This is a genomic window from Streptomyces sp. H27-C3 (assembly GCF_030063415.1).
Classification (GTDB): Bacteria; Actinomycetota; Actinomycetes; order Streptomycetales; family Streptomycetaceae; genus Streptomyces.
In genome coordinates this window covers 87,135-100,824 of the sequence record NZ_JASITA010000023.1, presented here as the reverse complement: position 1 = coordinate 100,824, position 13,690 = coordinate 87,135, and the positions used below count along the sequence as shown (strand labels likewise).

At 71.5% G+C, this 13,690-nt stretch carries 8 protein-coding genes; 1 reads left to right on the top strand and 7 read right to left on the bottom strand.

Annotation, left to right across the window (positions count from 1 at the left end):
• Positions 1–45: 45 nt before the first annotated feature.
• The 4 genes from QMK30_RS22880 to QMK30_RS22865 all read right to left on the bottom strand — a co-directional run bounded on the left by QMK30_RS22880 (position 46) and on the right by QMK30_RS22865 (position 6,296).
• Positions 46–1,929 carry an IucA/IucC family protein gene (locus tag QMK30_RS22880; RefSeq protein WP_283520164.1) on the bottom strand — a complete coding sequence of 628 codons (1,884 nt, stop codon included), beginning with the start codon at positions 1,927–1,929 and terminating at the stop codon, positions 46–48.
• A gap of 75 nt (positions 1,930–2,004) precedes the next feature.
• Positions 2,005–2,796, bottom strand: coding sequence for a GNAT family N-acetyltransferase (locus QMK30_RS22875; RefSeq protein ID WP_283520163.1), 792 nt, complete (start codon positions 2,794–2,796; stop codon positions 2,005–2,007).
• 39 nt (positions 2,797–2,835) lie between these two features.
• Positions 2,836–4,887, bottom strand: coding sequence for an IucA/IucC family protein (locus QMK30_RS22870; protein WP_283520162.1), 2,052 nt, complete (start codon positions 4,885–4,887; stop codon positions 2,836–2,838).
• A gap of 29 nt (positions 4,888–4,916) precedes the next feature.
• Positions 4,917–6,296 carry a diaminobutyrate--2-oxoglutarate transaminase family protein gene (locus tag QMK30_RS22865; RefSeq protein WP_283520161.1) on the bottom strand — a complete coding sequence of 460 codons (1,380 nt, stop codon included), beginning with the start codon at positions 6,294–6,296 and terminating at the stop codon, positions 4,917–4,919.
• 296 nt (positions 6,297–6,592) lie between these two features.
• On the opposite strand from QMK30_RS22865, the gene QMK30_RS22860 reads away from it, so the two are divergent.
• On the top strand, positions 6,593–7,816 hold the full coding sequence (locus QMK30_RS22860; protein ID WP_283520160.1) for a trypsin-like serine peptidase: 1,224 nt from the start codon (positions 6,593–6,595) through the stop codon (positions 7,814–7,816).
• A 386-nt stretch (positions 7,817–8,202) separates the two neighbouring features.
• Here QMK30_RS22860 and hflX read toward each other — a convergent pair whose 3' ends face one another.
• The 3 genes from hflX to QMK30_RS22845 form a co-directional block, all read right to left on the bottom strand.
• Positions 8,203–9,711, bottom strand: coding sequence for a GTPase HflX (gene hflX / locus QMK30_RS22855; RefSeq protein ID WP_283520159.1), 1,509 nt, complete (start codon positions 9,709–9,711; stop codon positions 8,203–8,205).
• Between the two features lie 184 nt (positions 9,712–9,895).
• Positions 9,896–11,404, bottom strand: coding sequence for a M1 family metallopeptidase (locus tag QMK30_RS22850; protein WP_283520158.1), 1,509 nt, complete (start codon positions 11,402–11,404; stop codon positions 9,896–9,898).
• A 78-nt stretch (positions 11,405–11,482) separates the two neighbouring features.
• Positions 11,483–13,615 carry a RelA/SpoT family protein gene (locus tag QMK30_RS22845; protein WP_283520157.1) on the bottom strand — a complete coding sequence of 711 codons (2,133 nt, stop codon included), beginning with the start codon at positions 13,613–13,615 and terminating at the stop codon, positions 11,483–11,485.
• Positions 13,616–13,690 lie beyond the last annotated feature (75 nt).

The window sequence follows — 13,690 nt, the reverse complement described above, 5'->3', positions numbered from 1 at the left end:
CCTACGGGGCACCACTGACAGCCCGGATCACACCTGCCGTGCGCATCAGGAGAGGTGGAGGGGGTTGGGAACGGTGCCGTGCACGGCCGCGTGCGGGCGCTCGGGCCGGTCACGGTAACCGTCGAGGTGCAGGCGATTGCGGTTGAGGCAGAGACGTTCGATCCGGGGGGTGAGCAGGTCGAACATCTCGTAGCGCTCCTTGAGCTCGGGAAAGCGCGCCTGGTAGCGCAGGATTTCGGCCCGTACGAGTGACCAGAATTCGTCCTCGGGCAGGCCGAGCTGCGCCTCGTACAAGGGTGCGAGATAGCGGAAGACGCCCACGAAGAGACCCGAGTGGATGAACTGGGTGAGAAAGCCGGGAGGCTCGGTGAGCAGCACCTCGCGTACGTCGTCGGGCATGGAGGCGTGCTCGGGCAGCGGCTGTCCGCTGACGTTCACGTCGTCGACGAAGTCCTTGATCGCGAGCCGGACGGGAACGTCCTGCTCGTCGAAGACGACGATGGCGTTCTCGCCGTGCGGGGAGAAGACGGTGCCGTAGCGGTAGAGGAAGTGCAGCAGCGCCGGCAGCAGCGCCGAGAGGAGTCGCTTCAGCCATGCCTCGGGGGTGAGACCCGAGCGTGTGACGAGCTCCGCGGTGAAGGCACGCCCCTGCGGGTCCGTGAGCAGCAGGGAGGCCAGCGTGCGGGCGCGTTCGCCGGGTGCCAGCCGGCCAGTGAGCGGTTCGCGCCAGATCGCGCCGAGCAATTCCTTGTACTGGTACGGGACTTCGGGCAGGCCGTCGTACAGCGGGTGCTCGACGGCGACCGATGCGACCTCGCCGAGAAGGATCACCCGGCATTCTTCACGCAGGAAGGCGTCACTGTCGCGCAGTGAGTGGACCCAGGCGGTGACGGCGGGCGCCGCCAGGGTTCGCTCGGTGGGCAGTCCGCGCCAGACCAGGGTGTTGAGGATGGCGAGCGGCAGCTTGACCGTGTGCCGGTCGGGTCGGCTCGTATTGAGAAACGTACGGATGGACTGCTGGGGCAGCCGTACGTCGCCGTCGGTGGGCAGCGGCACGATGTCGCCCTGCGCGACCGCGGGGGCGAAGAGCGACAGGACCACCTCGTCCCACTGCCAGGGGTGCACGGGAAGATAGAGGTAGCGCTGCGGATCCAGACCGCGTGACCTGAGGGCGGATGCGAACAACTCCACTGTAGCGGCGTCCAGTTCGCCGGCGTAGAGCTGCTCGGGGGTGGCGAGTGAGGACACTCCGCGATAGGCGGCCAGGTCGGTACTCACCGCGATCCAGGGGAGCTTGGCCGGCCTGCGCGCCTCGGGCGACCAGTGGGCGGTGTCGGTGGCGGAGAAGCCGATGCGGCCCTTGTTGAGGACGAGCCAGGGGTGGCCGGTCTGGTGGCCCTCCAGCTCCGCGTATCCGAGGTCGGCGAGCCGGGTCGCGGGGAGCGCGGTGTGGTCGAGGCGGGCGTCGGCGGCGAGGGTGGCGCTCACTTCTCCGACAAGGTGGCCGAGGGTGGCCCCGTCGAGGCCCAGGAGGCGGCGGGCGAGGACGAGGAAGCGCAGGGGGTCACCGAAGGGGCGGCCCGCGAGGTCGTCGGCGCACTCGCGCAGTTCGATCGTGTCCGGGTCGACGGTCCAGCTGTCGTAGGACCCGCGCCGGGCCCGGAAGGAAAGGATTCCGCCGTCGTCGAGCGGGAGGGTGTGACTCGGGAGTATCCGGCCGTGGTCCTGGGATCCGGCCGCGGCGGGGTCGGGCCCGGTGTGCGGTGCGGACTGCGGGACCGGCTCGATGATCTCCTCGTACGCGAACTCGCCGAGCATCTTGGCCAGGAGGCGGCGGGCGGCCACGTCCCAGGTGCCCGGGTTCAGTTCGGGCGGGGCCAGCAGCGGGGGCGGCTCCTCGAAGTCATGGGCGACGGCGGGGTTCGGCACGGGAACTCCTCTGGATGGAACCCTTTTGGGGCGAGCGGCGCAGGAGAGGTGATGAGTCGTTCGAAGGCGATTCGATCACAACTGCTTTCGCAGGGCACGGTCGCGGATCATCAGGGCGGCCCGTTTGCCGGGAAGGTCGACTTCCGCCGCGAAGCGGAACCCTGCCCCGAGGAAAGCGGCGACGGACGGGGTGTTGCGCAGGGCCGGCTCGGCGACGACCCGGGCGCAGGAGGGGCGTCGGTCGAGAACGAGGTCGGCGACGGCTCTCAGGAGGGCGGTGCCGATGCCCCGCCCTCGGTCGGCGACGCCGCCGACGAGGAGTTGGATCCCGGTGTCGTGGGGGCGGGCCGGGTAGTGCCGGGCCAGCGGATCGAGGTCGGCGCGGTAGATCTCCCAGTAGCTCATGGGTACGCCGTCCAGTACGCCGAGGCAGGGAGCGCTGCGCCCGTCCCCGTCGAGCCGGCCGCGCAGATGGGCCACGGTGGCGTCGTCCGTGCCCGCCAGGTCCCAGAACGCCGCGACAGCGGGGTCGTTCATCCACCGGGCGATGATCGGCAGGTCCCGCTCCACGCGTACGGGGACGAGCCGCAGGACGCCGACGGGGGTGGTGACCGGGCCCCAGTCGGCCGGGGAGTCGAGGAGGTCGTCGCCGGCCTGCTGGGAACCCGTGCCCGTGCGGAACCCGGGTGCGACGCGGGTGGCGGGAAGGGTGTCCGGTCCGGGAAGGGCGCGGGTCCTCGGCTCGTCCTCGCCGAACAGCGCGATGAGCTCGTCGGGCAGCCTCAGGTCGAGGGTGTCCTCAGTGCTGGATCCGGCACGGGGAGCGGCGTTGGTTCCGGCGTCGGTGCTCGCATCGGTGGGAGGCACGGCGACGCTCCTCTCAGCAGTTCGGGTGGGTCATGTCCTTCAGGTGCGAAGGGGGTTGGCGACGGTGACGTAGACGGACTGGGTGTCGACCGGACCGACCAGCTCGTCGAGGCCGTGCAGTCGGGTCAGCAGGTTGGCCTTGCAGCGCAGGCCGGGGGTCTCCAGAAGGTGCGCGGGCAGCGAGGAGCCGAGGGCGGTGTTCTTCCCGAGGAACTGGCGGAGGGCGGCGATGAGCACGCTCTCTTCGGCCAGGCGCTGGGCGCCGAAGGCGCCGATCAGGCCGAGGATGTTGTTGATGCCCAGGTAGTAGGCGAAGCGTTCGTCGGCGACGGCGTCGGTCACGAAGGTGTCGCTGGTGGCGCCGATGCCGGGCAGGCGTTGTTCGAGCGCGGCCCGGCGGGACTCACGGAAGTAGTAGCCCTGGTTGTCGCGGTAGCGGCCGCCGATGGGCCAGCCGTCCGTGTCCAGGAGCACCAGGGTGTTCTGCTGGTGGGCCTCCAGGGCGATGCCCGCGAAGCCGTCCAGCCAGAGAATCGGACGTACGACGTGGTCGAGGTAGCGCAGGAACCACTCGGCGGCGACGGCTCCGGTGGACCGGCCGGTGCGGGCGGCGAGCCCGGCGACGATGTGGGCGAGCCGGGAGCGCATGCCGGTCCGGCCCGGCCAGGGGCGCGGTGCGGTGAGTGCCGCGACGCAGACGGCGTCGTCACCGGGCCCGAACGGGTTGTGGCGCAGCAGGACGTCGAGTCCGGGGACCGGTACGCCGTCCGTCGCGTCGACGGCGAGCCAGGCCGGGTCGCGGACGATGTCGAAGGCGGGGTGGGCGGCCCGCCACTGTGCGGAGAGCCCGCCGCGCAGCAGCCGCTGGACCTCGACGCCGCGGTGGAGTTCCTTGCGGAGGTTCTCGCGGCGGGAGTTGGTGATGCGCACGCCGAGCGAGAGCTTGAGCATGGCGGCGGCGCCGGGGCGGTGCACGGTGCGGATCGAGGAGGTGGGGTGCCAGTGCTCGCCGTACGGCCCGAGGTCGTGCAGGAGGCCCGCGTCCAGGAGCGCGGTGACGCCTGGACGGTGCGACAGATCCCGGGCCTGCCAGGGGTGTAGCGGCAACGGAACCGTGTTGTCTGGCAGTTGGAGCCCGTCGGCGAGGCGGGCGGTGAGCCGCCCGGCCGTGACGGTGCGGCCGCGCTCGGTCCAGGCCGAGTCCTGGGCCAGCACGGAGCGGTCGACGGCCATCCAGTGCAGCGGGAAGGAGCCGCGCAACTCGGGTGAGTAGAGACGCGTTTCCGACTCCGAGAGTCCCTCGCGGCTCTTGGGCGTGGGGTGCAGCGGGTGCCCGAGGAACAGGGACTGCTCGGCGGTGAGGAAGAGGTCTTCGTGGCCGGCGGGCTGCGGGCGGTGGCGCCGGTCGGCGATGAAGTCGGCGGTGCGCCGCACCGAGTCGGCGACCCGGCCGACGAGTTCGGCCCCGCCGCACAGCCCTCCCTCACCCGGCACGTCCTCCCCCCGGGAAGCCTCGCGGCCGAGGAGTGCGGCGAGCGTGACGGCGTCGGCGGGCGGCGCGCCCTGCGGTGCGCCTTCGAGGTCCGGCAGGCCGAAGCGGTGCCATCCGGTGGCCGACCAGTAGCGGACGGGGACGAGCAGTGCGCCGGCGCTGGCGTCGAGCGGGATGCGCAAGGAGGGGCCCGCGGGCCTGGCGAGGCCGTTCTCCCGGACCCAGCACCGCAGCAGGTTCTCGACGGCCGCCGCCTCCGCCGCGGTGTGCGGGTCCGGATGGTCGAGGAGGTCGGGGACGTCCGGGCGGCACGGGTCGGCGGTGTCCGGGCGGCACGGGTCGGCGGTGTCCGGGCGGCACGGGTCGGCGGTGTCCGGGCGGCACGGGTCGGCGGTGTCCGGGCGGCACGGGTCGGCGGTGTCCGGGCGGGCGTCGGGCCGCGCCGGGCGCTGCCCTCCGCGGCCTTCCCCGCCCTGCCGCGGGACCGTGGGTTGATCGACGGCGAGGCCGCTGTGCGTGCCCGGTGCGCCCTGCCCCCGGTCGTGGGCGGTGGGGCGGCTGTCGGCCGCGGACGCGTCGGATGCGGAGGTGGGGTTCAAGGGGGTCTTCCTTGTGGGCTCGTCCGGGTTCAGTGCGACTGCCCGGTCCGCTGCCGGCGCTGCGGGGAGCGCTCGGCGGCCGACAGGGCATCGGCCAGGCGGTCGAGCACCGCGGCGGCCTGGTCGTCGGTGAGGGTCAGCGGGGGCAGCAGGCGTACGACGCTGGAGTGGCGGCCCCCGAGTTCCACGATGAGGCCGCGGTCCAGGCACTCCTGCTGGACGGCGGCGGCCAGTGCGGGGGCGGCCGGCGGTACCCCCGCGACGGTGCGCTCCGCCGCGTCCGGGTCGACGAGTTCGATGCCGATCATCAGCCCCCGGCCACGTACATCCCCGATACAGGGGTGGTCGGCGGCCAGTCCCTGCAACTGGCCGAGCATGCGTGCGCCGAGGACGCCGGCGCGCTCGGCGAGCCGGTGCTCGCGGACGTAGGCCAGAGTGGCCGCGCCCGCGGCCATGGCCAGCTGATTGCCGCGGAACGTCCCGGCGTGGGCGCCCGGCGGCCAGACGTCGAGGTCCGCCCGGTAGACCAGCACGGCCAGCGGAAGGCTGCCGCCGATCGCCTTGGACATCACCATCACGTCCGGCACCACCCCGCTGTGCTCGACGGCCCAGAAGGTGCCGGTCCTGCCGACCCCGGTCTGTACCTCGTCGGCGATCAGCGGGATGGAGCGGGCCGCCGTGATCTCGCGCATCCTGCGCAGCCAGGTGTCGGGGGCGGGGATCACACCGCCCTCCCCCTGGACCGGTTCGAGGATCATTCCGGCCGGCGAAGTCACCCCGCCCTTGGGGTCGTCCAGGAGGCTCTCGGTCCAGCGGGCCGAGAGCTCGGCGCCGCGCTCGCCGCCCACGCCGTAGGGGCACCGGTAGTCGTACGGATAGGGCAGCCGGGTCACGCGCACGTCCTGCGCGCCGCCCGATGCGTCGAGCGCCCCCGCCGTCATGCCGTGGTAGGCGCCGGTGAAAGCCAGCAGTCCGCTGCGGCCGGTCGCGGTGCGGACCAGCTTGAGCGCCGCCTCGACCGCGTCGGTGCCCGCCGGACCGCAGAACTGCACGCGCGCGTTGTCGGCCAGTTCGCGCGGCAGCGTCGCGAACAGTTCGGTGATGAAGGCGTCCTTCACGGGCGTGGCGAGGTCCAGCACGTGCAAGGGGGCACCGGAGTCGATGACCTTCTTGATCGCTTCCAGGACCACCGGGTGGTTGTGCCCCAGCGTCAGGGTCCCGGCCCCCGAGAGACAGTCCAGGTAGCGCCGCCCGTCGGCTCCCTCGATCGTCAGCCCTCGCGCGCGTACGGGAACGATGGGCAGCGAGCGCGCATAGGTGCGAGCCGCCGATTCACGCAGCGACTGACGTCTGAGAATGCCCTCCTGCGCGGCAGGCAGCACCGCGGAAGCAGGTTCGGTCTCGGCCACGTCTGTTGGTCCTCCCGCGGTGACGACTCCATCGCGGGGTGTCGCGGATCCGTCGCCCCCGCAGGGCTGAACAGTGACCCGGCATCCCCCGTACGTACCAACGACGGCGACGGCGCTGGATCACGGGCAAGCAGAAGATCCTTACGCCGACGGAACCGAAGCCCTGCCGAACGCCGTCCCCATCGGCACCGGCATAGTGGGGTCCGCACTCGGGGCCCGGAGCTCCGCCGCCGGGGTGAGCGACGAGTGCGCGGTGTTCACAGCAGACGAATTCGAAGTCCCAGGGGGATCACGACATGCGACCCATTCGCCCGACCTTCACAGCACGTCGTGGGAGGAGCGCACGTCGCGGGTCCTCCCCCGTACTGGCCGCCGTCGGCCTCGCCGCCGCCCTCGCACTGACCGCCACCGCCTGCGGGCCGAGCGAGGACAACGCGGTTGCTGAGCCCTCTGCCAGCGCCACCCTGGGCGGCGACGACAAGATCGTGATTCCGGACGATCTGAAGGAGCGGCTCAAGGAGCAGGGCTTCGACATGGACAAGTGGAAGGGCGGGGCCTGGAAGGACTGGAGCAAGGACGACTGGCTCCGCGAGGCCGAGGACTACATCAACCCGATCATCGAGGACCTGTGGGACCCGGACCGCATGCGGGACGCGGAGCAGCCCGACAAGCAGCCGGTGGACAACGATATTTCGGGTGACGAGGGTGTTACCGACCCGACGCCCGCCCCGGTCGAGGCGCAGCCGGTGGCGTCTCCGTACAGCAAGAGTGCCCCCGCGTCGGGCAAGGTCTTCTTCGACGGCCCCGAGGGCTCGATGGTCTGCTCGGCCACGGTCGTCCAGGACCCGGCGCACCCCGGCAAGTCCAACATGGTGTGGACCGCAGGCCACTGTGTGCACGCCGGCAAGAACGGCGGCTGGTACCGCAACATCGCCTTCGTCCCGTCCTACAACGACGCGGGCAAGTCGGCCGCGGCGCTCCAGGGCGTACCCAAGAACGAAGTCGCTCCGCTCGGTGTGTGGTGGGGCGACTGGGCACAGTCCTCCGAGCAGTGGATCGCCCAGGGCGGTCCGACCGGCGGCGCCGGTGCTCCGTACGACTTCGCGGTGCTGCATGTGACGCCGGAGAAGGGCGGCGGCGGCAAGTCCCTGGAGGAGACGGTCGGTTCCGCGCTCCCCGTCGACTTCAACGCCCCGGCCGTGCCGGAGATCGCGAACATGACGGCGACCGGCTATCCGGCGGCTCCGCCCTACGGCGGCCAGAAGATGCTCCAGTGCGCCGACAAGCCGGGCCGGCTTTCGGTCACGGCGGGCGCCCCGACGATGTACCGCATCGGCTGCACCATGACCGGCGGTTCGTCCGGCGGCGGCTGGGTGGCGCAGGGGCAGGACGGCAAGCCTGCGCTGGTGTCCAACACCTCGATCGGGCCCGTGACGGCCGGCTGGCTCGCCGGGCCGCGCCTCGGCGACGAGGCCAAGGGGATCTACGACGCGGTCAGCAAGAAGTACGCGGGGCAGTAGGCCCGTGCGGAGCCTGCCGTACGGCGGGTGACAGCACGCCAGGGGCCTTCGGAGCACACAGCCGGAGGCCCTTCGCTCGGCCAGGGGAGGCCCCACGCCTTCCTCCCCGGAGGCAACCGGCATAGTGGGGGCCTGCGTTGGGGCGGTCGCAGCGGACCACCTCCTGCATGGCATGCACAAGGCATCTTTTTCCGCCACAGGAACCACACGCGTCACCGCACCGCACGCACAGTCGCACGGCACTACAGGGCGCCGAGCAGATCTTCACGACGATGAGTGAGAAGTACGGCGACAAGTAGCCGTCACGACGAAGGTCCGCCCCCTCACGCGGAGGGGGCGGACCTTCGTGCTTGCTTGCCGCGTCGTGCGGTGGCGCGCCTGTCGTGTCAGGCGGTCGCCGCCGGCACATACGGAGCCAGGTCCGCGGCCAGCTGCTCGTGCACCCGCGCCTTGAGTAGCGTGCCCTCCGCGAGATGCTCCTCGGAGACCACCTCGCCCTCGGCATGCGCACGCGAGATGAGCCCGCCCTGCGTGTACGGCACGAGCGCCTCGATCTCGACCTTGGGACGCGGCAGTTCGGAGTCGATGAGTGCCAGCAACTCGTCCATGCCCGCGCCCGTACGGGCCGATACCGCGATCGCGTGCCGCTCGACGCGCAGCAGCCGCTGCAGCACGAGCGGATCGGCCGCGTCCGCCTTGTTGATCACCACGATCTCGGGCACATCCAGTGCACCGACCTCACGGATCACTTCGCGCACGGCGGCCAGCTGCTCCTCCGGCGCCGGGTGCGAACCGTCCACCACGTGCAGGATCAGGTCGGAGTCACCGACCTCCTCCATCGTGGAACGGAATGCCTCGACGAGGTGGTGCGGCAGGTGCCGTACGAACCCGACGGTGTCGGCGAGCGTGTAGACGCGCCCGCTCGGCGTCTCGGCCCGGCGCACGGTCGGGTCGAGGGTGGCGAACAGCGAGTTCTCCACCAGGACGCCCGCGCCGGTGAGCCGGTTGAGCAGCGAGGACTTGCCCGCGTTGGTGTATCCGGCGATGGCGACCGAGGGCACCTTGTTGCGCTTGCGCTCCTGGCGCTTGATGTCTCGGCCGGTCTTCATCTCCGCGATCTCCCGGCGCATCTTCGCCATCTTCTCGCGAATCCGCCGCCGGTCGGTCTCGATCTTGGTCTCACCGGGACCGCGGGTGGCCATACCGCCACCGCCGCCGGCACCGGCGCCGCCCATCTGCCGGGACAGCGACTGACCCCAGCCGCGCAGTCGCGGCATCATGTACTGCATCTGTGCCAGCGCGACCTGCGCCTTGCCCTCTCGGGACTTGGCGTGCTGGGCGAAGATGTCGAGGATCAGGGCGGTGCGGTCCACCACCTTGACCTTGACGACGTCTTCCAGATGGATCAGCTGGCCGGGGCTGAGTTCACCGTCGCAGACGACGGTGTCGGCCCCGGTTTCGAGCACGATGTCGCGCAGCTCCTGGGCCTTGCCCGAGCCGATGTACGTGGCCGGGTCGGGCTTGTCGCGGCGCTGTACGAGGCCGTCGAGCACCAGGGCGCCCGCGGTCTCCGCGAGTGCGGCCAGCTCCGCCATCGAGTTGTCCGCGTCGGTCGCGGTCCCCGAGGTCCAGACACCGACCAGCACGACGCGCTCCAGGCGCAGCTGGCGGTACTCGACCTCGGTGACGTCCTGCAGCTCGGTCGAGAGACCTGCCACGCGGCGCAGCGCGGCGCGCTCGGAGCGGTCCAGCTGGTCGCCGTCGCGCTCTCCGTCGATTTCGTGGCTCCAGGCGACGTCCTCTTCCATCAGGGCGTCGGCCCGGGGGCTCTCAGCGCCGCCGACGGGGGCGGAGTCTGCCTGTGTTTCCTTGGAAGGGGAGGAAGAGGAGGTCATTGGATCCTTACGTCGATAGGGAAGTCGTTACAGCAGTCACAACGCGTGACGTTCCTGGAAGATTCCCGAAGAATCCCCAAGTCATGCCGTCCCGGCCGGGTCGCTGCCCACAGATACTGGCACGGCCCGGCCGGGCCCGTCACGCGGGTTTCGGCCCTGCCCCCGGTCCTGCCCCGGCCCGCTCTCAGTGCTGCTTCGGCCCCTGCGCCGCGGCCCGCACCGGCGCGGGTGAGACCTTCGGTCCGCTCCGCCACTGCGGGTGACCGGGCATCGGCGGTGTCTTCTGCCCGTACAGCCACTCCTGGAAGAACCCGGACAGGTCCCGGTCCGCGAGCTGCGAAGCGAGGGCGGTGAAGTCGGCCGTCGTCGCGGTGGAGTCGCGGTGGGTCCGCACCCAGCGCCGCTCCAGCTGCTCGAAGGTCTTATTCCCGATCTCCTCGCGCAGCGCGTAGAGCACCAGCGCGCTGCCGTCGTAGACGACGGGCCTGAAGAGGCTGATCTTCTGTCCCGGCGCGGGGGGCTTGGGCGCCGCGGGCGGGCCGCCCGCTGCGCGCCACTCGTCGGACCGCGCGTACGCCTGGCGCATCCTCGTCTCCAGCGGCTTCTCGGCGTGCTCCTCCGCGTACCGCGCCTCGTACCAGGTGGCATGTCCCTCGTTGAGCCACAGGTCGGACCAGGTACGCGGCGAGACGCTGTTGCCGAACCACTGGTGCGCCAGCTCGTGCACCATGACCGAGTCGACGTACCAGGCGGGGTACTCGGGCCGGGTGAACAGCGCCCGCTCGAAGAGCGACAGCGTCTGGGTCTCCAGCTCGAAGCCGGTGGCCACGTCGGCGACGAGGATTCCGTACGTCTCGAAGGGGTAGCGGCCGACCTGCCGCTCCATCCACTCCAGCTGCCCCGGTGTCTTCTTGAGCCACGGTTCGAGCCGCGCGCGGTCCGCGGTCGGCACGACATCGCGTACGGGCAGCCCGTGCGGCCCCTGCCGGTGCACCACGGTCGAGCGACCGATCGAGACCTGGGCGAGCTCGGTGGCCATGGGGTGCTCGGTCCGGTACGCCCAGGTGGTGCCGTTCGCGCCCGGCCGGGTCCTGGCCGCCGGCAGACCGTTGGCCACTGCCGTCAGGCCCTTGGGTGCGGTGATGCGGAAGGTGAAGTACGCCTTGTCCGCGGGGTGGTCGTTGCACGGGAAGACCCGGTGGGCGGCGTCGGCCTGGTTGGCCATCGCCAGACCGTCGGCCGTGCGCACCCAGCCGCCGTCCCCCTCCTCCTTGGGGGCCGGATCGCTGGTGTGCCGGACGGTGATCCGCAGCGACCGCCCCTCCTCCACCGGCTCGGCGGGTGTGAGGACCAGGTCCTCGCCGGTCGATGCGAATGTGGCGCTCTCCCCGTTCACCTCCACGGCCTCGACCTTGCCGCGCGCGAAGTCGAGGTTGACCCGGTCGAGACGCTCCAGGGCCCGCGCCTCGATCTTCGTCACCGCGTCCAGTGGCTTGCTGTTGCTGCCGCCGTAGGTGAAGGCGATGTCGTACGAGAGGACGTCGTACCCGGGGTTGCCCAGGTGCGGGAAGAGCGGATCGCCGATGCCGAGGGGTACGGGTGCGGGGGCGGGCGCGGGGAGTGTCGCCGCGACGAGAGTGACCGAGGCGGCGGCCAGCAGGGCGCCACGCAGGCGCCGGGAGGTGAGCAGCATGGCCTATCGCTATCAGCGCGCACCGCACGGAGGGGGACGACGCGCGTCGGTCCCACTCGAAAGAGCGCCGATCCCGGGTCAGGCGGTGGCCGGGTGCTGGGCGCGGCTCACGTCGTAGACACCCGGCACCTCGCGCATCACCCGCATCAGCCCGGGGAGCTCGGCGGCGTCCGGCAGTTGCAGGGTGTACGTGTGCCTGACGCGCTGCTCGGTCGGCGGCTCGACCGTGGCCGAGACGACGGCCACTCCGGCGGTTGCGATGGCCTCGGTGAGATCGGCGAGCAGCCCCGGGCGCCCGAAGGACTCGGCGACCAGGGTCACCCGGCAGTCCCCGGTGGTCAGCCAGCGCACCGGGACGGGATCACGGCCGCGCACCTGCATCCGCCCCACCGCGGGACACGCTTCGCGGTGCACGGTGACGACGCCGCCGCGCACCACGAAGCCGGTCACTGCGTCCGGCGGTACGGGCGTGCAGCAGCCCGCGAGCCGCACGGTCGTGTCCGGCAGGTCCACCACCGCGTTCTCCGCGCCGCGACGCACCGGGCCGGGGAGCGCGGGGGCGGTGGGTCCCGGGCCGGTCGTGGCGGCGCCCTGCGGTGCGGTGCGGGGGTCGGAGGGGTGTCCCGCGGCGGTCGGCGGCTCGTCGTCCGCGTGTGCCGCGAGCCAGCCGGTGATGGCGATGCGTGCGGCGGGCGTACGGGCGTGGTCGAGCCAGTCGGGCGATGGCCCCGAGCCGCTGTCGTGGGCGAGCAGCAGCTGCACCGTGTCGCCGTCACTGAGCACCGTGCTGAGCGTCGCCAGACGGCCGTTGACCCGCGCCCCGATGCACGCGTGCGCCACATCGCCGTACTGCGCGTACCCCGCGTCCACACAGCTCGCGCCGGCGGGCAGCCCCAGCGTGCCGCCGTCCGCGCGGAAAACGGTGATCTCCCGGTCCTCCGCCAGGTCCGCCCTCAGCGACGTCCAGAAGGTGTCGGGGTCGGGCGTGGATTCCTGCCACTCGAGGAGCCGGGAGAGCCAGCCGGGCCGGGTGGGGTCGGCGCGCTCGCCCTCGACGGCGGGCTCGGCGCTCTCGGTCTGTGCGTACGGATTGCCCAGGGCGACGACGCCCGCCTCGGCGACCTTGTGCATCTGGTGCGTACGGATGAGGACTTCGGCGACCTCCCCTTCCGGGCCGACGACCGCCGTGTGCAGCGACTGGTAGAGGTTGAATTTGGGGGAGGCAATGAAGTCCTTGAACTCGGAGATCACCGGTGTGAAGCAGGTGTGCAGCTCACCGAGCACCCCGTAGCAGTCGGCGTCCTCGCCGACGAGGACGAGCAGCCGTCCGAAGTCCGTGCCACGCAATTCGCCGCGTTTGAGTCCGGCCCGGTGGACGGAGACGAAGTGCCGTGGCCTGATGAGGACTTCGGCGGTGATGTCCGCCTCGCGCAGCACCGTCCTGACGTTCTCCGCGATGACGCCCAGCGGGTCCCCTGCGGCAGCGTCCGCGGCGATCAGGGCGCGGGTGTGCTCGTACTCGTCGGGGTGGAGGATCGCGAAGGACAGGTCCTCGAGCTCGGTCTTGAGCGCCTGCACGCCCAGCCGTTCCGCGAGGGGGATCAGGACGTCGCGGGTGACCTTCGCGATGCGTTCCTGCTTCTCGGGGCGCATCACGCCGAGGGTGCGCATGTTGTGCAGGCGGTCGGCGAGCTTGATCGACATGACCCGGACGTCGTTGCCGGTGGAGACGAGCATCTTGCGGAAGGTCTCGGGCTCGGCGGCGGCACCGTAGTCGACCTTCTCCAGTTTGGTCACCCCGTCGACGAGGAAACAGACCTCCTCACCGAATCCCGTCCGTACCTGGTCGAGGGTCACATCGGTGTCCTCGACGGTGTCGTGCAGGAGCGCCGCGGTCAACGTGGTCGTCTCGGCGCCGAGTTCGGCGAGGATCAGGGTCACGGCGAGCGGATGTGTGATGTACGGCTCACCGCTCTTGCGCATCTGCCCCCGGTGCGAGGTCTCAGCGAGTACGTAGGCCCGGCGCAGGATGGAGAGGTCGGCATCGGGATGGTGCGCGCGATGGGCCTCCGCGACATGGCCGATCGCGTCGGGCAGCCGGTCCCGCGAGACCGGGCCCAGCAGGGCGACACGGCCGAGCCTGCGCAGATCGATCCTGGGACGGCCGCGCCTGCGGCTGGGAGCACCAGGGTTGGTGGCCTCTGCACTCATGGGGCACCTCCGGCAGAATCGACCGGCGGTGGACGGGTGGACCCACGTCCGGGCCGGTGCTTGATGCTACCGAGC